The following is a 19,151-nucleotide window of genomic DNA, read 5'->3' on the forward strand; positions in this document are numbered from 1 at the left end:
GTAAGGGGGATCGCAGGCTATAAACAGACCATTTCCATTAAATGCCTGTTATGTCCGAATTGGACGATTAGGCATAACGTGCCCCGCCTGTAGGGGAGTGGGGGCGTGGCCCGTGAGCGGGATCATATTCGTGACGGTGCGCGACGGTGCGACGGGGGTTAATTCCGTTGCCTGGGCGGACGGCGAAGATCATCTATTTACGGAGGGTGACGGGAATTTCGCGGCGATATCAGACGGATCATTGGCGGGCGAAAGCGACAGCTTGTCCCGGTCCACCCATTCGTTTACGGTCACGACCAATCCGGACGGACCGCCTAATCCTGCCGCCGTCCGGAATTCCACCCAACAACGTGCGGCAGGAGCGGGGGACCCAGGTAGTACGCCGATTCCGGACTTCCGGACGGCTTGGGGTGAAGTCGCGCAACTGCGCGGCCGGGCATCTCCAGCCCGAACCCGACAGCTCACCACGCCGGCGCCGGAGAGGAATTCGCCATGCCCAAGAAGGGCAAGCACCGCCGCCCCAAGGTCAGCCCGATCACGCGCGGATTCGTCACCGCCGGTACGGGTGGCGCCGCCATCGCACTTCCGCTGATAGGCGCCGCCGGCGCCCACGCGGCGGAAAAGGCCGCTCCGGCCGTGGCCCCGGAAAAGGCTGTGACCGCCGCCGCATCCTCTCCTTTCTCTGCCGGGTCCGCCGCCGCGACCCACGTGGCGCAGAAGAAGGCCTCTCCCACCACGTACTCAGTCGTCCCCGGCGACTATCTGGCCAAGATCGCCGACGAGCACGATGTCCGCGGCGGCTGGAAGAAGCTGTACGCGGACAACCGGGAGCGGGTCGGCGACAACCCGTCGCTGATCCACCCCGGGCTCAAGCTCACCCTCGGCGCGAAGGCGAAGGCTCCGGAGAAGTCGCAGAGCCCGGCAAGCCCGGAGCGGTCCTCCTCGAAGCCGTCCTCCTCGAAGCCGTCCTCGGACTCGGGCTCCTCGGACTCGGGCTCGGCCGTGCAGTCCTCCGCGCCGTCCTCGTCCGGCGACTCGGCGAGCAGCGGCGCCGCCACGCAGACCAGCGCCTCCGGCTTCACCACCCCCGTCGACGGCGCGACCGTCATCACCCCGTACCACCTCGCCGGCGCCATGTGGTCCAGCGGTTACCACACCGGTCTCGACTTCGCGGCATCCTCCGGCACGACCGTCAAGGCAGTCGGCCAGGGCACCGTCGTCTCCGCCGGCTGGGCCGGTGCGTACGGCAACCAGATCGTCATCCAGCAAAGCGATGGCACCTACTCGCAGTACGCCCACCTCTCCTCCCTCGCCGTCTCCTCCGGCCAGAGCGTGAGCGGCGGCCAGCCGATCGGCCTCTCCGGCACCACCGGCAACTCCACCGGCCCGCACCTGCACTTCGAGATCCGCACCGGCCCCAGCTATGGCTCGGACATCGACCCGGTGGCCTACCTGCGCCAGCACGGTGTCTCCATCTGATCCGGCCGATGCGCGTCGTCGCCCTTCCTCCCCTCGTGCCGCCGCCCGCGGCGTGGGGGGAGTCGGCGTATTCCGGGTTGGACGAATCTTGACCGGTGGTCTATATCACCCCTCGTCAACCCCTCCTTACGGTCGCGTAGGTCACATCCGTAAGGGAAAAATGAGGTCTCGTGGCAGACGATTCGAGAACAGAGAACAGTGGCGTATTCGGGTCGTACGCGGCGATCGGTGACAGCTTCACCGAGGGCGTCGGCGACCCGGGCCCCGACGGGATGTACGTCGGCTGGGCGGACCGGTTCGCGGTCCTGCTCGACGACCGGATGCCGGAGCACACCTTCCGGTACGCCAATCTCGCCGTACGCGGCCGTCTCCTTGACCAGATCGTCGAGGAACAGGTCCCGCGGGCGAAGGAACTCGCCCCGGATCTGGTGACCTTCTGCGCAGGCGGCAATGACATCATCCGGCCCGGCAGCAACCCCGACGACGTGGCCGAGCGCTTCGAGCGGGCCGTCGCCGACCTCACCAGCTCGGTCGGCACCGTCATGGTGACCACCGGCTTCGACACCCGTGGCGTGCCGGTACTGCGTCATCTGCGCGGCAAGATCGCCACGTACACCGCGCATGTACGGGCCATCGCCGACCGCTACGACTGCCCCGTACTCGACCTGTGGTCGCTCAAGTCCATCCAGGAAAGGCGGGCTTGGGACGCCGACCGGCTGCATCTGTCGCCCGAGGGCCACACCCGGGTCGCACTGCGTGCCGCCCAGGTGCTCGGACTCGAGGTGCCCGCCGACCCCGACCAGGCGTGGCCGCCCCTGCCGCCGCGCGGACCGTTCGAGGTGCGCCGCGACGACATCAACTGGGCGCGCGAGCACCTGGTGCCGTGGATCGGACGACGGCTGCGCGGCGAGAGCTCCGGCGACCATGTCGAGGCCAAGCGCCCGGACCTGCTGCCTCTGTGACAGCGGACGGCTGGGGCGTAGCGGACCTGCCCCGGCTCACCGGACGTACGGCCCTGGTCACCGGTGCCCGCCGCGGGATCGGCCTCGCGGTCGCCACGGACTCGCCGGAGCAGGAGCGCGGCTGCTCCTTTGCGCCCGCGACCCGGAGCGCGGTGCGGCCGCCGTCGAGCGGCCGCACCGGCAGTGATCGCGCCGCCCCGCCGCCGCACCGGATCATCAACTGCGCGGTGCGCACCTTCGGTTCGGACGCTGCGGGCGGCGCCCTCCCGGCGCTGCGGGCCGCCGCCGACCCGGACGCGCGGGCCGGGGAGCACTACGGCCCTTCCGGCCTCGGCTCCTTCGAAGGCGCGCCGAAGCACACCACGTTCTCCGCGCGCACAGGATCCCGCGGTCGCGCGCCGGCTGTGACAGGTGTGGCGCGAGGCTGACAGGGCTCGCCTTTCCCGCCCCGTACGACGACTGAGGCCGTGCGACGAATGAGGCTCGGTGGCGTACGAACCGGTGCGTCAGACCACGACCGACGACAACAGTTCGGCCGGTCCGATCAGCGCCGTACTGCCCTCGCCCGTACAGGCATGGGCACCGGCCACCGCACCCAGCCTCGCGCTCTCCTCCAGATCGCGGCCCGACAGCTGCCCGTACAGAAAGCCGCAGACGTAGGCGTCACCCGCGCCGTTGGAGTCGACCACCGGAGCGGGCGGGACGACCGCCGGGACCGGGCGCGGGGTGCTTCCCCCGTCGCGGCTGAGGAGATACGAGCCGCCGGCACCCGCCGTCGCGACCACCGCCCGCGCCCGGCCGTCGCGCAGGATCTCCCGCATCACCGACGCTATCCGCTCGCCCGCGCCGGCAGCGCTGAGGAAGACCAGGTCCGAGCGGAGTGCGAACTCCTTCTGGTGGTCGGCCAGTCCGTCCCAGTCGTGCAGATCGGTGGAGACCGGCACACCCAGCGCTTCGATGTCGTCGTAGAGGAACCGCGCGAAGTTCATGATCGAGAGATGGATGTGGCGAGCGCGACGCAGATGAGGGAGGTAGAAGTCGCGCGGCATCCGCAGCTCGCCGGGATCCCGGGCGTCGTAGAAGGACATCCGACGGCCCGCCGGGTCGACGAGGTTGACCGCGCGCCGCGTCCCCGCCGGCGAGATCAGAGGCTCGAAATTCACGCCCCCCGAGGCGAGTTGCTCCCTGACCTGACGGCCCGGCCAGTCGTCGCCGATGTAGTCGATGAGGGTGGCATTCAGCCCGAGGGCCCGGCAGCCGAGGGCCACATTGCCACCGGTGTGGCCCGGCCATTCACGGATCGGGCCGACGCCGACCGAATCCGCGAGCGGGACCGGCAGGGAGTCGACACGGACGACCGTGTCCACACCGCTGCCGCCGACCACCAGCACATCGTGCGGGAGGCGATCCGTCGGCTGTTCGGGCTGCTGATACGTCTGATGCTGCGACTGGTGAGACACAGTTGCCCAGTATGGGGGCTGCGGGCCCGGGCGTTCAGCCGTTCGTCGTTCAGGCGTTCAGCGTGCCGCGGCGGTCAGTGCGTCACGGTGGACGCCGAGCTCACGGGCGAGCGCGTCGTCCGTCCACTGCAGCATCGCGGCGCGCGACAGCGACCCCGCGTACGAAGTCATCTGCACGGCGAGCCCGTCCAGGAATGCCGTCAGCCGCCAGGCCGTTGCCGCCGGGTCCTCGCACGGGAACTCGCCCGCCGCCGCACCCTCCGCGATGACCTCGGTCAGGGCCGCCTTCCACTGCTGGTCCAGATCGCGGGCGACGTCCCGCAGCGCCGGCTCGCGCAGCGCGGCCGCCCAGCCCTCGATCCACAGCCGCCAGCCCTTGGCCTGTCCGGTCGGCGCGTACCAGCGGACCGCGGCGCGCAGCCGGCGCAGTGCCGAGGTGCGGCGGCCCAGCAGTTTGCGCAGATGCGCGAGGTCACCGTCGGCGGCGTAGGCGAAGGCGGCCGCGACCAGCTTCTCCTTGGTCGAGAAGTGGTAGAGCACCAGGGCATTGCTCACACCGAGGGCCGACGCGACGTCGGCGATCCGCACGGCCGCCACACCGTGTTCCTCGATCTGTTCGACGGCAGCCCTCAGCAGCTCTTCCCGCCGCTCCGCCACGCTCAACCGGACTCTTGTCACATCGTCACCCTACACAGGCGATCTTGGATATCATCCCTCACCGCCGGTGACGGTGGCCCGCCCACGTGGGCGATCTGCACGGCCCCGCCGCCGCCTTGGTCCTGTGAGCCGGTCCCATCGCCTCGAGGACGGGCGGATACCCGGTGCCGCGAGCGGCTTCGGCGGCCGCCTCGGCGAGCGAAGCCGTCATCTGTACCAGCCGAAGCGCTCGGCGATGACCGGCAGCCGCTCGGCGACGATCGCGTGCGCGGCGGCCCGCGCCGTGGTCCCGTCAGCCTCCGCGCGCGCCAGCATCTGGCCGATCAGCGCGCGCATCGACTGACGGGTGTACGCGAAGGCCTCGTCCGCGTCGGCCCCGATGTCCCCGAACAGGGTCCACCACCACCAGGCGTTCGTACCGGAGTTGACGACGACGTCGGGCAGTACGGTGATGCCGCGCCGCGTGAGCAGCTCCTCCGCGTCCGGCAGCACCGGCATGTTCGCCGCCTCGACGATCCAACGCGCGGTGATCTGCGCCTGATTGGTGGTGTCCACGGCGTACGAGACCGCGGCCGGCACCAGCACCTCCGCGTCGACCGACAGCCACGCGTCGCCCGGCAGCTCGAGATCGTCCGGGCGCAGCGCCGTACGGTCGACCGTCCCGTACGAGTCACGGGCCGCGAGCAGCGCATCGACATCCAGCCCGGCCGGATTGGCGACGGTACCCTTGATGTCGGCGACGGCCACGATCTTCAGCCCGGCGCGGGCGAGGAACCGTGCTGTCGCCCCGCCCATCGTGCCGAGGCCCTGGACACAGACGCGGGTCCCTTCGTACGCCACGCCCGCCCGGTCCAGTGCGACCAGTACCGACTCGGCGACACCGCAGCCGCCGACGAGTTCGTCGAGACCGATGCCGTCCACCTCGACGGCGAACGCGTCCGCGAGGCGACGGCGGGCCGTCGCCTCGTCGTCCAGCAGCGGATAGACCGCCTGGATGGAGGAGACCAGACCGGCTTCGGCCGCGGCCCTGTCGACGATGTCCTGAGTCAGCCCGAGGTCCTCGCCGGTGGTCCACATGGTCTCGATGTACGGGCGCACGGCGCGCAGATAGCGGACCAGGATTCCGTACGCCTGCGGATCCTGCGGGTCGCAGTCGATGCCGCCCTTGGCGCCGCCGAGCGGGATGTATCTGACCGTTGGGTCGTCAGCGTTGTAGTGGAGGGCCTCCTTCATCGTCATCCCGCGGGCCAGCCCGGCCACCTCGTCCAGCGTGCAGCCCTCGCGCATCCGCAGGCCGCCGCTGGAGACCCCGCGCACCAGCCGGTCGATCACCAGGTGGCCCCGGCGGCCGGTGACATGGTCTGTCCAGGTGAGCGACAGCAGGGGAGTGGTCATCTGGTGGTCTCCTCGGGAACGGTGATCACGGTGGGGCCGGGTGCGGCGAGGGCCCGGGTGAGGGCGGCTGCGAGCGCTTCGGGGGTTCCGGCGTGCTCGCCGTGCCCGCCGTACGCGCGGGCCAGGGCGGGCAGGTCGACGGGCGCCGGATCGACGGCGGCGGGAGTGTCGCCGCGTGCGGCCATCTCGTCGCGGATCTCGCCGTAGCCGCCGTTGTCGAACACCACGACGGGCAGCGGAAGCCGGAGCTGGGCGGCGGTGCCGAGCTCCTGTATGGAGAACTGCAGCCCGCCGTCGCCGCTGAGCGCGATCACCTGCCGGTCCGGGTGCGCGGTCTTGGCGCCGATCGCCGCGGGCAGCGCATAGCCGAGCGTGCCGAACCCGGTCGGATGCAGATAGCGGGCGTCCGGGCCGACGGTAAGGTGCGGGAGCGCGCCGTAGTAGCAGCACTGGGCGCTGTCGGAGGTGATGACGGCGTTGCTGTCGAGGACGGTACGTATGGCCCGGAGGTACGGCAGCCAGCGGGCGTCCCTGTCACTGGTCTCGGCGTCGCGGGCGCGCCGCAGTTCGGCGACGGTCCGGTGGGCGGAACCCAGGGCTTCCGCGCGGACGTCGCGGGCCAAGTGCAGCTCGTTGACGGCGTGGTCCGCGGAGCCCGTGGCCCGGATGCGGAGGTCCCGGTCGTCGGCCTCGACGTTTCGTACGAGCCGCAGACCCGCGGCACGCGGTAGGACAGCTGCGGCGTGGGTGTCCCCGGCTGGGTGCGGTTCGGCCCTGCCACGGCCGGCGGCGGCCGAGCCCGGGTCCGGAACCGGTCCGACGTTCCGATACGCGGCCAGCAGCTCGCGCACCGAGTGCCGTGCGTCGCCGACCAGCGACACATCCGCCGGCACCGCCGCGTACATCTGCGCCGGATCCACATCGATGCGCACCAGTGTGCCGCTCAACTCCGGCGGTGCGGACCACAGATCGGACTCGGCCAGCTCGGTGCCGACGGCCAGCACCAGATCGCTGTCCGCCAGCCATGTCTGTACGGCCGGGCTGTGCAGCGAGACGCCCAGCGACAGCGGATGGGATTCGTCCACGATGCCCTTGCCATTGGCGGTGGTGACCACCGGTGCGGCCAACTCCTCGGCCAGAGCGAGCAGTTCGGTGGCGGCGGTGCGCGCGCCGCCGCCCAGTACGAGCGCGGGCCGGCTCGCCGTACGCAGAGCGTCGACGGCCCGCCCGAGCTCGCCGGGCGCGGGCCCGGCCGGCCCGGTCGGTGCGGCGATCCGTACGTCTCCCACCGGCTCCGCCGTCTCCAGCAGATCGAGCGGGATCTCGATGTGCACGGGCCGCGGCCGCTCGGAGCCGAAGAGTGTGAAGGCGCGGGCGACCGCCGCACCTATCTCCTCGACCGTCGACACCCGGTGGCTGAACGCCGCGACACCGCGCAGCGCCTCGGTCTGGCTGCGCATCTCGTGCAGCAGCCCGGTCGACTGGCGGGGGTGGCGCAGCGGCATCCCGGGAGAGACGACGAGCAGTGGCACGCTGTCCGAGTACGCCTGGCCGACGGCGGCGGCGATGTTCAGCAGCGCGGGCCCGGTAGTAGTGATCGCGACGCCGGGCCGGCCGGTCACCCGGGCGTACCCGTCCGCCGCGTATCCCGCGCCCTGCTCATGGCGCGGCGTCACATGCGCGACGCCGTAGACCGCGAGATGCCGGTAGATCTCCAGGTTGTGTGTGCCAGGAATCCCGAAGGCCTGCGTGACGCCGTGCGCGGCCAGCGCCCCTACGACGGCTTCGCCGCCCGTCAGAACCGTCGACGCCATCTCACATGCTCCTCGAGAGGACCAGCCGCACGATGTCCGAGGCCGTCGTCTCCGAGGTCATCGGCCGCGCCTGCTCGATGCGAAGGTGCGGCCGGCTTCGGCGATGTCGCGCTGTTCTGCGATGGGCGGGACCAGCTCGGTGGGGAGCTCGGACATGCTGCCTCCGGACGCGACGACGATTAACTGAATCGTCAGTCAGTATCCGGAGCTGGGAGCTCCCCTGTCAACATGATCGTCAACAGATTGCCGAGCGGGGGTCCCGCGGCACGCGGCTCAGCGGGCGGGGGTTCCCTCACCGGCCGGAATGTCGCAGTGATCCTTGAAGCCCTGGCTGGTCAGACCCAGTGCGGCGTTCATCCGCGAGCGCAGGTTCTCCACCGCCACCATCGCGGTCAGCTCGACGAACGCGGCCTCGCCGAGGGCGCTGAGCAGCCTGGCCGCCGACTCGTCCCCGACCTCCGGCGGATTGGCGGTCATCGCCTCCGCGTACTCCATGACATCGCGCTCCAGCGGGGTGTAGACGTCGCTGTCGCGCCACACCGGCACATCGCGGAGCTTGCGCACGTCCATGCCGCGCTCCTGGCTCTCCCAGTGCCCGAAGTCCATGCACCAGCTGCACCCGATCGACGCCGCCGAGGCCATCACGGCCAGTGCCTTCAGACCGGAGTCGAGCTCCTTCCACTTGGCGAGCGACTGCTCGAAACGCAGATCGCTCCACAGCACCCGTGGGTTGTGAGCCAGCGCCCTCGCGGGGTCGATGACTTTTCCGTACGCGCGCCTGGAGTACCACTCCACTGCGCGGAACAGGAGCGAACGGCGCGGGGTGAGTGAGATACGGGCCATGACGGGCCTCCAGAAGTTTGGACAATGTCCTTGCACGCGTACGACGGTCCGGGTGCACCCGGATGTGACATCGGAGAGGAAAGATCTTCAGGAACACCCGTGCCGGGTGAGACGTTGCTGTGGTCATGACGGACATCGGCGCTCCGCAGGACCCCGAAAGAGACCCGCAGCAGGAAGCCCTGTTGAAGCTGGTCTCCGAGTGCGACGGAGGGGTACTGGTCACGCTCAAGCGGGACGGCAGGCCCCAGCTCTCCAATGTGAACCACGCGTACTACCCCGACGAGCGGACCATCCGGGTGTCCGTCACCGATGACCGGGCCAAGACCAGGAACCTGCGCCGCGACCCGCGCGCCGGGTACCACGTCACCAGCGGCGACCGCTGGGCATGGACCGTCGTCGAGGGCGCCGCGGAGCTCTCGCCGGTCGCGGCAGACCCGTACGACGCCACCGTCGAAGAGCTGATCACCCTCTACCGGGACGTCGTGGGCGAACACCCGGACTGGGACGACTACCGGCGTGCGATGGTCCGCGACAAGCGCCTCGTTCTCCGGCTGCGCGTCGAACGGGCCTATGGCCAGCCCCGCGGCTGAGCCGGTCATGGCGCCCGCGCTCCGGCCTCGACACTTGCGATGTCCCGTCAGGGAGGCCGATGGCGCCGAGGCCCGTAACGGGCCCGTTCCCGTCCTGACGTACCCCCCGCTCATAATGAACAAGACACCGACACCAGGAGGTGCCGTGACCGGCACTGGATCCCCCCACCATCCGCTGAGCTCCCGGCTGCGCGCGCTGCGGCCCGCCGCATTCGGCGCGGACCCGTCCGGAGAGCGGTGGGAGCGGATCCGCCGCTCGCCGAACTTCGTGGACGGCGTCTTCCAGAACCCTGTAGGGGCCAGGACCAGGCCGTCCGGCGCCTCCATGATCGAATTCGCGAAGATCTACTTCCGGAAGGAAGCGCGGGCGCACCGGTCCCCGATCGGGCTCGTGCCCATCCACGCCACCACTCTCGCCGATATCGCGAAGCCTCCGGCCTCGGGGCTGCGGCTCACGTGGATGGGGCATTCGAGCGTTCTCGCCGAGATCGACGGCCGGCGGGTGCTCTTCGACCCGGTCTGGGGCGAGCGCTGCTCCCCCTTCCCCTTCGCGGGCCCCAAGCGGCTGCACCCCGTGCCCGTACCACTGGCCGCCCTCGGCCCGGTCGACATCGTCGTGATCTCCCACGACCACTACGACCACCTCGATCTGCCCACCATCCGCGCTCTGGCATCCACGGACACGGTCTTCGCCGTGCCGCTCGGCGTGGGCGCGCACCTGGAGCGCTGGGGTGTCCCCGCCGACCGGCTGCGCGAGCTGGACTGGAACGAGTCGACCGAGGTGGCCGGTCTCCGGCTGACCGCCACCCCCGCCCGCCACTTCTGCGGTCGTGGTCTGCGCAATCAGCAGCACACCCTCTGGGCGTCCTGGGCCGTCGCGGGTCCCGAGCACCGGATCTACCACAGCGGCGACACCGGGTACTTCCCCGGCTTCAAGGACATCGGCGCCGAGCACGGCCCGTTCGACGCCACCATGATCCAGATCGGTGCGTACAGCGAGTACTGGCCCGACATCCATATGACACCCGCCGAAGGTATGCGCGCCCATCTCGATCTGCAGGGCGGTAAGGCGTCCGGTGCGATGCTGCCGATCCACTGGGGGACGTTCAATCTCGCGCCGCACCCGTGGGCAGAGCCCGGCGAGGGCACGGTCGCGGCAGCGGCCGTGGAGGGGGCGCGCATCGCGCTGCCCCGGCCCGGCGAGCCGTTCGAGCCGACGGTCCAGGGCATTCCGTCCGAGCCGTGGTGGCGCGCGGTGGCGACCGCGCCCGCCACGGGCTGGACCGAGTCGGCCGGTACGGGCAGCCACGAGGTGGCACCGAGCGCCTGACCCGCGACGCCCGGCCCTGCGGACCTCGACCCGCGACGCCTGGCACCGCGGCGTCCGACTCTGCCGCGGCCTCCGACGCGCGGCGTCCGACCCTGCCGCGGCGGCCGAGCCGTAGCGCCCGATTCTGCGCGTTCGACGCGCGGGACGGACCCCGTGGCGTCCGTCCCGCGGCATCCGCCCCCTTTGGCCGCCGTAGCGACCAGAGGGGGCACTCCGCATTTTCGGGCTGGCGTACGAGGCCTCATACCAGAGCGGGACGAATGACGGGCAAGTTTGTCAACTGCCCGTCGCACGTGCGCGCTTGGCGACTACCGTGTGTTGCCGGTGATCAGCGGTGGGCTCATGTTGTGCATGACGAGTCCTCCGGGAGCCGAAGCTGACCACTTGCAGTACGCCGATTCCTGGGGCCCACGTACCAAGGACGCTGATGTCTCAACTACGCGCACCCGCCGCGCGGCCGGACCGCCGTGAGGGCGGGCGCCACCGGCCAGGCGCCCGCTCCCTGTCATCGGCGGGGAGGCCGCACTCCGTGCCGTCGTCACCGGAAGCCCGCATACGCCCTCGACTCCTGCGCACCGCAGTCCTGCCCGCGGTCGTCACCGCGCTCAGCGGCACGATCGCGGTGATCTTCGCGATCCGCTACGACGATTCCCAGCCCTCCACCAACCTGTGGGCCGTGCTCACCGGTTCCGCCGTGCTGGCCATCGCTTCCGTGGTGGCGGCGGCGATGGGCGCGGACCGCATGGCCAGATCCGTACACGACCGCTGCGCCGAGCTGCGCCGGTCCACCGTCCGTGGACAGACCGAGCTGCGCACCGTGGTCGAGCAGCTCAGACGGGGCGAAGGGCCGCCCGCTCGCCGGACACCACAGCCCGCAGCGCCGGGCGGGGACGAATTCGATCTGCTGACGGAGGAGTTGAGCCGCTCCCACGAGGCCGCTGTGGCGGCGGTGGTGCAGGCGTCCCGGCTCTCCAGCAGCGTCGGCAACGAACAGAAGGTCGAAGTCTTCGTCAATCTGGCCCGCCGGCTGCAGTCACTGGTCCACCGCGAGATCCAGCTGCTCGACGAGCTGGAGAACGAGGTCGAGGATCCCGAGCTGCTCAAGGGCCTCTTCCACGTCGACCACCTGGCCACCCGCATCCGCAGACACGCCGAGAACCTCGCCGTACTCGGCGGCGCCATCTCCCGCCGGCAGTGGTCCAACCCGGTCACCATGACCGAGGTGCTCCGATCTGCCATCGCAGAGGTGGAGCAGTACCCGAGAGTCAAACTGGTACCGCCGATCGACGGCACCCTGCGCGGCCACGCCGTCGCCGACGTGATCCACCTGCTGGCCGAACTGGTCGAGAACGCCACGCTGTTCTCCGCCCCGCACACCCAGGTGCTGATGCGCGCCCAGCACGTCACGGCCGGGCTCGCCGTCGAGGTCGAGGACCGTGGCCTCGGTATGCCCGCCGCCGAACAGAACAAGATGAACGCCCTGCTCGCCGACCCCGACCAGGTGAATGTCGCCCATATGCTGCAGGACGGCCGGATCGGCCTGTTCGTCGTCTCCGCGCTCGCCCGCAGACACGGCATCGCGGTACGGCTTCAGACCAATATCTACGGCGGTGTGCAGGCCATCCTCGTACTGCCGCAGGGACTTCTCGGTGCCGAGCCCGATGGACTCCCGCAGTCCGAGGCCGCCGCGGCGCACGAGAGCGCGAACCACCTCGCGGCCCAGCCCGACGCGGCTCAGGCGGCCGTGGCCCCGCCGCTGATCCCGCACCAGCTTCACTCAACGCCTCACCAGCCACCGGCCTTTCAACCACCCGAACATCCACCGCACTCACAACCGCAACCGCACTCACAACCGGAGTCGCAACCGCAACCGCCACTTCAACAGCCGCAGCGCGCACCGGTGCACGCCGCGCTCGGCGCGGGCCTGCTCAACGTACGCGGAGAACAGAGCGACCGCCCCAACCCTGCCGCCGCCCGCCCCGGCGTCAACCACACGGCGCCCGCGGAGACCTCGTCCGCCGAGCAGTTTGTCCACACCACCGCAGGACCGCCTTCCGGCGGAACGGTGCCCGGCCCCATGGGCCGCCCCCAGCTGCCCAGGCGCCGCAGCCAGGAACACCTCGTGCCCCAGCTCAGGGACGCCCCAACGCCCCGCAAGGACGACGAGAACACCCTCCACGACCCGGGCCTGATGGCGGCTTTCCAGCGCGGCATCGGCCTGGCCGAGTCCCAGTCCGTCGCGGATCCCGCCCCACAGCGCCGCGACAACACCCCCAAGGAGTAGATGCACCATGGTGAGCGATGCGCCTAACGGCCATGTCTCGGACCTCGACTGGCTGCTCAGCGGCCTGGTCCAGCGTGTGCCGTACACACGCAATGCGGTGCTGCTCTCCTCCGACGGGCTGGTGAAATCGGTGCACGGCCTGGATGCCGACAGCGCCGACCATATGGCGGCACTTGCCTCCGGCCTCTACTCACTGGGCCGCAGCGCCGGAGCGCGTTTCGGCGACGGCGGCGAGGTGCGTCAGGTGGTCGTGGAGCTGGATTCCACGCTGCTGTTCGTCTCCACCGCCGGCTCCGGCACCTGTCTCGCCGTGCTCGCCGGGCGCGAGGCGGACGCAGCGGTCCTCGGATACGAGATGGCGATGCTGGTCAAGAGCGTACGGCCGTACCTGACCACCCCGGCCAGACAATCGGCGGGGGCGCCGAGCGCCGCGGGGCAATGAACGTGCCGGTCCCCAAGGACGGGCCGTTGCTCGACGACGCGGCCGGCCGGCTCATCCGCCCCTACACGGTGAGCGGCGGTCGCACCCGCCCCACGGCCACGCTGGATCTGCTCTCCCTGGTGATGGCCACGGGAAGCGTGCCGCAGACGCATCTCGGCCCCGAGCACGCCTTGGCGCTCGGGCTGTGCGACGGGCCGACCTCGGTCGCCGAGATCTCGGCCCACCTCAGGCTCCCGGCGGTGGTCACCAAGGTGCTGCTCTCCGATCTCGTGGACTGCGGGGCGGTCACAGCGCGGGCACCCCGCCGCCACCACGACTCACCCACCGACCGATCTTTGCTGGAGGCGGTGCTGGATGGCCTACGACGACGACTGTGAGCTTGCCGACCCCTTTCCCGCCGCACTGAAGATCCTCGTCGCGGGCGGATTCGGGGTCGGCAAGACGACTTTCGTGGGAGCGGTCAGTGAGATCGAACCACTGAGTACGGAGGAGCTCCTGACCCAGGTCAGCGTGGCGACCGACAGCCTGGACGGCATTGAGTCCAAGACCACCACAACCGTCGCCATGGACTTCGGCCGGATCACCCTGGACCGCAGTCATGTGCTCTATCTCTTCGGAACACCCGGCCAGGAGCGCTTCTGGTTCATGTGGGACGAGCTCTCCGAAGGCGCGCTCGGCGCGGTCATTCTCGCCGACACGCGCCGCCTCGAGAACTCATTCTCCGCGGTGGACTTCTTCGAGCGGCGCGGCATCGGATTCGTCGTCGCCGTCAACGAGTTCGACGGCGCCTACCGCTATGAACCGGAAGAGGTACGGGCCGCGCTCGACCTCAAACCGGAGGTGCCGGTCGTGCTGTGCGACGCGCGGATCGCCAGCTCGGGGATAGGGACCCTGGTCACCCTCGTCCAGCATCTGCTCACCACCACCGCGGTGCCGGCCATGGCACCGAGCTACGGAGCACCAACATGACGTACGACCCGACCGGCCATCTGCTGCTCACGCCCGTAGACCGCGAAGCGCCCGTCCGCGTAAGGCGGCTGCGTCAGCTGGGTTTCGGGGACCGGCCGGACCCGGCCTTCGACGAATTCGCGCACAAACTCGCCGAGGTGACCGGCGCGCCGTACTCCATGGTCAACTTCATTGACGAGAACCAGCAGTTCTTCGCCGGTCTGCACACCCCGTCCGGTGCGCACTCCGGCACCGACCTGGGTGCGACGGCCGCGACGGGCGACGGTGGTGTCAGCCGGTTCATGGCGCGGGACCACGGCTACTGCCCGCACGTGGTCGTACGGCGCAAGGCGCTGGTCCTGGAGGACGTCTGCGACTATCCGCGGTTCGCGGGAAACCCGGTGGTGGACGAGATCGGCATCCGTTCCTATCTCGGTGCGCCGTTGATCGACCGCACGGGGATCGCACTGGGCACGATCTGTGTGGTCGACACCGAGCCGCGGCCCTGGGGCCGGGCGGGGCTCGAGACCATCAAGTCGCTCGCCGCGGAACTGATCGACCAGATCCACCGGCGTGAGGACGGCAGTATCTGAAGTCCCACCGATTCTGGTGAAGTGACGTCCCCGGGCTGCCCGACGCGCTCCCGGGGACGTCACCCGCTGCGGGTCGGTCAGACGGCGGCGTCCAGCCGGACCACGTCGGACAGCTGCTGCGACCACTGGCCCTTCGCCGTGCCCAGCGCCACCTCCGCCAGGCGCAGCAGTTGTACGTCGGACGTGCCGGCCGGGGCGAACATATGGAGCGCGTCCCGCAGATACCGCTCGATGGGGCGGTCGGTGAAGAGCCCTGCCGCGGCATGGATCTCCATGGCGTTACGCGCTGAGTCGATCGCCGACTCGACATTGACCAGCTTTGCGTTCATCAGCTCCGCATCGCACGGCAGCCCCTCGTCGAGCAGATGCACGGCGTGGTACGCGGCGAGCCTGGAGGTCATCAACCGGGACTGTAACGACCCCAACTTCAGTTTGACGGACGGAAGTTCATGGAGCGGCTTGCCGTAACGCCGCCGATCGGAGCAGAACCTCGTGGTCTCCTCCAGGATCGCCTGGTGGATGCCGAGCGATACGGCGGTGAGATTGGCGCGTCCGTAGAGCACGCTGGAGGAGTACGCCACGGCCAGCCCGTCGCCCTCCTCGCCGAGGCGGTTCGGCGCGGGGACACGGCAGTTGTCGAAGTGCAACTCGCCGAAGCTGAAGCCGTGCAGACCCATGGTCGGCCGCTGCTCGCCGATCCCGAAGCCCGGCCGGTCCGACTCGACCAGGAAGGCCGTTAACCCCCTGGATCCGGGTCCGGTCCTGACCACCACGCCGTGCAGATCACCGATATGGCTGTTGCCGACGAACACCTTTCGGCCATTGAGAACGTAGTCGTCGCCGTCCCGTACGGCGGTGGCGCTCATGCCCAGCACATGGCCGCCCGACTCGGGTTCGGTGACCGCGATCGTCGGGAGGCAGTCGCCGGCGGCGATGGAGGGGAGCCAGGTCTTCTTCTGCTCGTCGTTGCCGAAGTGGACAATCTTGGCAACGCCCAGCTGGGAGGCCTGCACCATCGCGCCCATCGCGCCGCTGACCCGGGACAGCTCCTCGATGATGATGGTCTTGGCGAGGTGTCCCATCCCCATCCCGCCGTGCTCCTTGCCGATCGTGGCGCCGAGCCAGCCCTGCCGGGCGATGAGCCGGGACAGTTCGTGGTGGACGGCACGGGCTGCCTCCATCGCTGGGATCCGCGGACGTATCTCCTTCTCTGCGAAGTCACGCACATGATCACGTAGTTGCTGATGTAGTCGACTGGCGAAGTAACCGTCCATCGCGAGCCCTCCTCTGCGAAACGCCTGCTCGGGCGGTTGTTCGAGCAGGTGGTGCATCGGCAGTGGTCCCGTCCCGAACAGGCCGACCACATCATGGTGTTGATCGTTTCAGGGTGGCACAAGATCGACGCCAACTCTGGCCAAATTGCGGACCGTTGACGTTTGATTGAGGCTGCTTTCCGTGTGGTACGGGCCCGTCCGGTCCTGCCGTACGGCATTCCCCGTCTGTGTCTTTCTGCCACATGCCAACGGCAAAGGTTTCGTGGGTATATGGCACTGAGGGACAAGAAGGCACCTCGGACCTGCACAGCGGTGACATCCGGGAACACCAGCAGAACCGATACGGCTCAGACCTGGACCGAAAAGAACGCACTCCGGCCCGGCGGACCGGCTGGGCACCGGCGCTCATACGCGCCCGTCCGGCGCTCGGAGCACAAGAGGGTGCCAGAGGCGCGCGCCCCGGCGCGTACAACAGGCGGGCGCTGTCACGCCCGGTGCTCCACGGTGAAGGGGATGGTGTCGCCGAAGCTGAGCATGACATGGGTCGGGTTCGCCTCCGTCGAGTCGACGGTGGCCTTCCCGTCGGAGTCCCAGGCGTATGTCACCGGTTTGCCGCCCGGCAGCCCGGAACGTGGTGCAGAAAGCGCTATCTGTAACGTTGCGCAGCGTAGGTTGCGGCTATACAGGGGGTCAAAGGGCCTGAGGGGTCCTGTGTGGCAATGGGGGCGAGTGTCAGTGTCGCGTCGTACCGTCTTCGCATGGCCACTGCTGACGATGTGCGCAGGCTCGCGCTCGGCCTCCCCGGCGCGGTGGAGAAGCTCGCCTGGGGCAGGCCCACGTTCCGCTTGGAGGGCGGCGGCAAGATCTTCGCCTCGCTCGATGACGACGACAGGGTGATGGGCGTGAAGTGCCCCCAGGAGGACCGGGAGGAGCTGATCGCCTCCGAGCCCGAGAAGTTCTTCATGCGCGCGGGACATGACGACAACTACGCCTGGCTGCGGGTGCGGCTGGCCGCCGTGGAGGACGATGAGGAGCTGTACGCGATCCTGCTCGACTCCTGGCGCCAGGCCGCACCTCGCAGACTGGTCGACGCACACCCCGAGCTCGGACGGCCTTCCGCAGGGTGACCGCGCCTGGTCCGTACGGGCCGTGATGGCCCGGGGCCCATCAGTTCGCTGACCACTCTCCGTGCGTGCTCGATAGCCTCACGTGAGGGCGGTGGAAACCCGAGCCGACCAGTGGCTGCTCGCCGACGGTGATCATCCGGTCCGGCCGGCGGAATGGGGTTCGTGACCACCCGCCGAAGTGCGGTATTGTTCTCATGCGTGTTCGGCCGGGGGAAACCCCAGGTCAGACGGGCACCGGGACGTGGCGCAGCTTGGTAGCGCACTTGACTGGGGGTCAAGGGGTCGCAGGTTCAAATCCTGTCGTCCCGACGGTGCTGAGGGTCTTCACAGGTCAGAGCCTGTGGAGGCCCTCTCTTCGTGTCCTGGCTCCGGATGTCGGGTCGGGTGTGTCGCTCATGTCCAGTCCGGACGCCGGCGACAGCGAGGTCGGACAGGCACTCCCCATAGGGTCCCTACGGCGGGGCGAGGGTGGGTGGGCGTACCGGATTTGGGCAGTGCCGTGGCTGCCGCGGGCGCCTCCCGCCGGTCCGGACCGACGTGTCAGGCCATCCAGAAGAAGACCGCTGTCATGCGCTTGTCCTCCAAGGCCCTGCCCCAGTAACCGGTGGCGCTGTGCATCATGTTTGCGGTGTAGAGGAGCAGACGGTTGTACCGGTGCGGCACGCGCACATCCTCGGTGAAAGAGTCGGGCGGGACGAAGCGTGTGCCCAGGGCGTCGACAAGGTCGTTGTGTGGCGCTGTCACCAGGTTTCCGCCGAGTCGTCCGCCAGGCAGACTCTGCCGGTAAAAACTGGTTCCGCAGCCCTTGGGCACGTTCGGATTGAGATAGAGCACCGCGGCGTAACGACACAGCGCACGTGAATCGGTGTGTGGGCGCGGCTCGCATTCGTCCTTGCCGACGATCTGGATGCAGTTGTGGTTGAGCGTGCCGCCACCAGGGTTCGTTTGCTGCCATATCCGGCGCGCGCCGATGGCCCTCTTCACCAGTTCTTCGACCTGGGAGAGTTCCTCCGGTTCGAGCCCCGGCATCGTGCGCAGGCCGGGCCAGCTCTGGGGCTTGTGCGGGTGGCCCTCGACCCAGTCCTCCTTGGCGAGGCAGCGGGCCCGGACGGCATCCACGTCGGGCAGCACATCGTTCAGCACCCAATAGTCCCGGCCGGGTGTGGGTTTGCGGTAGGGGAGTACCGGGAGCGCCGGGGTCCGCGGGGGGTGTGGGGGCATGCGGCCGACCCTAGGGTCTCCGTGCGTCACCGCTCCCCCCGTGAATTGGCCAATCTTCCGCCAACTCAAAGCGGTCGTCCCCTGGCCGTGCACGTGGTGAGTCATGGGCACCGACGTGGTCCACTCTGGGCTCCGAGCCCTGGAGCGAGCGTCGTGCGGGGACTCGTCGAGGAAGCCGGCGGTGCCGACGCCGCTGTCGCCCCGGGTGTGAGCCACTCCTTCCCGTGGGAGGTGGACCGGTCGGCGGGCTGCGCGGTCTTGGCCGGTTCGAGCGGCGAGTTGGCTGCGTCCGGGCGGTCTGCTCGCGGACTGTCGGTCGGCATCTGGGCCCCAGGCACTCCATCCGACCAAATACCATCAATACGTGATATTTGGGCCTAGTGTTCGACGTCGGGCGGCGGCCTGCCGTTCCGTGAACCGCACAAGGGATCCCATGGGCGACACACACGGCAAGGACGAGCCTTCCCCGAAGAATGAGCCGGCCGCGAGCACAGGCGAGCCGGGTGCGCGCGGCGCGGACGAGAGGTCAACGCGGCGAGAGGAGGCGACGAACGTGCACCCGGGCGGGGTGAGCGGCGCCGCGTCGTCTGCGGGACACGAGGGATCCGGCGGCCGGGGTCACGGTCCCGCCGCGGGGGACGGGCCCGACGGGCCCGAAAGAGGTGCCCGCTCCCCGGCGACTCCGGCGGCCGGTTCGCGCCCGACAGTGTCGAGGGCGCGCCTTGCGGACTT

General features: G+C 69.6%; 18 protein-coding genes, 1 tRNA gene and 1 riboswitch. Of the genes, 12 read left to right on the top strand and 7 right to left on the bottom strand.

Going from position 1 to position 19,151, the window contains the following annotated elements:
• The first annotated feature begins 314 nt into the window (after nucleotides 1-314).
• A riboswitch (cyclic di-AMP (ydaO/yuaA leader) is annotated at nucleotides 315-488 on the top strand.
• Nucleotides 489-492: 4 nt separating this feature from the next.
• The 3 genes from OG966_RS34220 to OG966_RS34230 all read left to right on the top strand — a co-directional run bounded on the left by OG966_RS34220 (nucleotide 493) and on the right by OG966_RS34230 (nucleotide 2,869).
• A complete protein-coding gene (locus OG966_RS34220) occupies nucleotides 493-1,479 on the top strand; it encodes a M23 family metallopeptidase (RefSeq protein ID WP_326653928.1) in 987 nt (328 codons plus the stop codon).
• 170 nt (nucleotides 1,480-1,649) lie between these two features.
• The gene (locus tag OG966_RS34225) at nucleotides 1,650-2,441 is read left to right on the top strand and encodes an SGNH/GDSL hydrolase family protein (protein ID WP_326653929.1); all 792 of its coding nucleotides are present in this window, start codon (nucleotides 1,650-1,652) and stop codon (nucleotides 2,439-2,441) included.
• Complete coding sequence (locus OG966_RS34230) at nucleotides 2,438-2,869, top strand: hypothetical protein (RefSeq protein WP_326653930.1); 432 nt, start codon at nucleotides 2,438-2,440, stop codon at nucleotides 2,867-2,869. Before OG966_RS34225 ends, OG966_RS34230 begins: the two co-directional genes overlap by 4 nt.
• A 78-nt stretch (nucleotides 2,870-2,947) precedes the next feature.
• Here the strand turns inward: OG966_RS34230 and OG966_RS34235 are convergent, their stop codons facing one another.
• The 5 genes from OG966_RS34235 to OG966_RS34255 all read right to left on the bottom strand — a co-directional run bounded on the left by OG966_RS34235 (nucleotide 2,948) and on the right by OG966_RS34255 (nucleotide 8,610).
• Nucleotides 2,948-3,829 (bottom strand): carbohydrate kinase family protein, encoded by an 882-nt coding sequence (locus OG966_RS34235; RefSeq protein ID WP_326655492.1) that lies wholly within the window; start codon nucleotides 3,827-3,829, stop codon nucleotides 2,948-2,950.
• Nucleotides 3,830-3,958: 129 nt separating this feature from the next.
• The gene (locus OG966_RS34240) at nucleotides 3,959-4,579 is read right to left on the bottom strand and encodes a TetR/AcrR family transcriptional regulator (RefSeq protein ID WP_326653931.1); all 621 of its coding nucleotides are present in this window, start codon (nucleotides 4,577-4,579) and stop codon (nucleotides 3,959-3,961) included.
• A gap of 186 nt (nucleotides 4,580-4,765) precedes the next feature.
• A complete protein-coding gene (locus OG966_RS34245; protein WP_326653933.1) occupies nucleotides 4,766-5,953 on the bottom strand; it encodes a Glu/Leu/Phe/Val dehydrogenase dimerization domain-containing protein in 1,188 nt (395 codons plus the stop codon).
• Entirely contained in the window at nucleotides 5,950-7,767 is a 1,818-nt protein-coding gene (locus OG966_RS34250) for a thiamine pyrophosphate-dependent enzyme (protein WP_326653934.1), read from the bottom strand. The genes OG966_RS34245 and OG966_RS34250 overlap by 4 nt, the downstream gene beginning before the upstream one ends.
• A gap of 273 nt (nucleotides 7,768-8,040) precedes the next feature.
• Entirely contained in the window at nucleotides 8,041-8,610 is a 570-nt protein-coding gene (locus OG966_RS34255; protein WP_326653935.1) for a carboxymuconolactone decarboxylase family protein, read from the bottom strand.
• Between the two features lie 125 nt (nucleotides 8,611-8,735).
• On the opposite strand from OG966_RS34255, the gene OG966_RS34260 reads away from it, so the two are divergent.
• The 7 genes from OG966_RS34260 (at nucleotide 8,736) to OG966_RS34290 (ending at nucleotide 14,797) form a co-directional block, all read left to right on the top strand.
• Entirely contained in the window at nucleotides 8,736-9,200 is a 465-nt protein-coding gene (locus OG966_RS34260) for a PPOX class F420-dependent oxidoreductase (RefSeq protein ID WP_326653936.1), read from the top strand.
• Nucleotides 9,201-9,345: 145 nt separating this feature from the next.
• Entirely contained in the window at nucleotides 9,346-10,530 is a 1,185-nt protein-coding gene (locus tag OG966_RS34265) for an MBL fold metallo-hydrolase (RefSeq protein WP_326653937.1), read from the top strand.
• A 427-nt stretch (nucleotides 10,531-10,957) separates the two neighbouring features.
• A complete protein-coding gene (locus OG966_RS34270) occupies nucleotides 10,958-12,814 on the top strand; it encodes a sensor histidine kinase (RefSeq protein ID WP_326653938.1) in 1,857 nt (618 codons plus the stop codon).
• Nucleotides 12,815-12,821: 7 nt separating this feature from the next.
• Nucleotides 12,822-13,256 (top strand): roadblock/LC7 domain-containing protein, encoded by a 435-nt coding sequence (locus tag OG966_RS34275; protein WP_326653939.1) that lies wholly within the window; start codon nucleotides 12,822-12,824, stop codon nucleotides 13,254-13,256.
• Nucleotides 13,253-13,633, top strand: coding sequence for a DUF742 domain-containing protein (locus tag OG966_RS34280; RefSeq protein ID WP_326653940.1), 381 nt, complete (start codon nucleotides 13,253-13,255; stop codon nucleotides 13,631-13,633). Before OG966_RS34275 ends, OG966_RS34280 begins: the two co-directional genes overlap by 4 nt.
• Complete coding sequence (locus OG966_RS34285) at nucleotides 13,611-14,225, top strand: GTP-binding protein (protein ID WP_326653941.1); 615 nt, start codon at nucleotides 13,611-13,613, stop codon at nucleotides 14,223-14,225. Before OG966_RS34280 ends, OG966_RS34285 begins: the two co-directional genes overlap by 23 nt.
• On the top strand, nucleotides 14,222-14,797 hold the full coding sequence (locus OG966_RS34290; protein WP_326653942.1) for a GAF domain-containing protein: 576 nt from the start codon (nucleotides 14,222-14,224) through the stop codon (nucleotides 14,795-14,797). Before OG966_RS34285 ends, OG966_RS34290 begins: the two co-directional genes overlap by 4 nt.
• A gap of 77 nt (nucleotides 14,798-14,874) precedes the next feature.
• On the opposite strand, the gene OG966_RS34295 is transcribed toward OG966_RS34290, so the two are convergent.
• On the bottom strand, nucleotides 14,875-16,071 hold the full coding sequence (locus OG966_RS34295; protein WP_326653943.1) for an acyl-CoA dehydrogenase family protein: 1,197 nt from the start codon (nucleotides 16,069-16,071) through the stop codon (nucleotides 14,875-14,877).
• 758 nt (nucleotides 16,072-16,829) lie between these two features.
• On the opposite strand from OG966_RS34295, the gene OG966_RS34300 reads away from it, so the two are divergent.
• Nucleotides 16,830-17,198 carry an MmcQ/YjbR family DNA-binding protein gene (locus OG966_RS34300; protein ID WP_326653944.1) on the top strand — a complete coding sequence of 123 codons (369 nt, stop codon included), beginning with the start codon at nucleotides 16,830-16,832 and terminating at the stop codon, nucleotides 17,196-17,198.
• Nucleotides 17,199-17,433: 235 nt separating this feature from the next.
• Nucleotides 17,434-17,507: transfer RNA gene (locus OG966_RS34305), tRNA-Pro, on the top strand.
• Nucleotides 17,508-17,738: 231 nt separating this feature from the next.
• On the opposite strand, the gene OG966_RS34310 is transcribed toward OG966_RS34305, so the two are convergent.
• A complete protein-coding gene (locus OG966_RS34310; protein ID WP_326653945.1) occupies nucleotides 17,739-18,419 on the bottom strand; it encodes a DUF6445 family protein in 681 nt (226 codons plus the stop codon).
• Nucleotides 18,420-19,151: the final 732 nt, after the last annotated feature.

This window comes from Streptomyces sp. NBC_01750, from assembly GCF_035918095.1.
Classification (GTDB): domain Bacteria; phylum Actinomycetota; class Actinomycetes; order Streptomycetales; family Streptomycetaceae; genus Streptomyces.

What these genes read in the sequence shown, in the direction of transcription:
- OG966_RS34220 (WP_326653928.1), top strand. Translation starts at nt 493, where the DNA reads ATGCCCAAGAAGGGCAAGCACCGCCGCCCCAAGGTCAGCCCGATCACG.
- OG966_RS34245 (WP_326653933.1), bottom strand. Translation starts at nt 5,953, where the DNA reads ATGACCACTCCCCTGCTGTCGCTCACCTGGACAGACCATGTCACCGGC.
- OG966_RS34250 (WP_326653934.1), bottom strand. Translation starts at nt 7,767, where the DNA reads ATGGCGTCGACGGTTCTGACGGGCGGCGAAGCCGTCGTAGGGGCGCTG.
- OG966_RS34255 (WP_326653935.1), bottom strand. Translation starts at nt 8,610, where the DNA reads ATGGCCCGTATCTCACTCACCCCGCGCCGTTCGCTCCTGTTCCGCGCA.
- OG966_RS34260 (WP_326653936.1), top strand. Translation starts at nt 8,736, where the DNA reads ATGACGGACATCGGCGCTCCGCAGGACCCCGAAAGAGACCCGCAGCAG.
- OG966_RS34270 (WP_326653938.1), top strand. Translation starts at nt 10,958, where the DNA reads ATGTCTCAACTACGCGCACCCGCCGCGCGGCCGGACCGCCGTGAGGGC.
- OG966_RS34275 (WP_326653939.1), top strand. Translation starts at nt 12,822, where the DNA reads ATGGTGAGCGATGCGCCTAACGGCCATGTCTCGGACCTCGACTGGCTG.
- OG966_RS34280 (WP_326653940.1), top strand. Translation starts at nt 13,253, where the DNA reads ATGAACGTGCCGGTCCCCAAGGACGGGCCGTTGCTCGACGACGCGGCC.
- OG966_RS34285 (WP_326653941.1), top strand. Translation starts at nt 13,611, where the DNA reads ATGGCCTACGACGACGACTGTGAGCTTGCCGACCCCTTTCCCGCCGCA.
- OG966_RS34290 (WP_326653942.1), top strand. Translation starts at nt 14,222, where the DNA reads ATGACGTACGACCCGACCGGCCATCTGCTGCTCACGCCCGTAGACCGC.
- OG966_RS34295 (WP_326653943.1), bottom strand. Translation starts at nt 16,071, where the DNA reads ATGGACGGTTACTTCGCCAGTCGACTACATCAGCAACTACGTGATCAT.
- OG966_RS34300 (WP_326653944.1), top strand. Translation starts at nt 16,830, where the DNA reads ATGGCCACTGCTGACGATGTGCGCAGGCTCGCGCTCGGCCTCCCCGGC.
- OG966_RS34310 (WP_326653945.1), bottom strand. Translation starts at nt 18,419, where the DNA reads ATGCCCCCACACCCCCCGCGGACCCCGGCGCTCCCGGTACTCCCCTAC.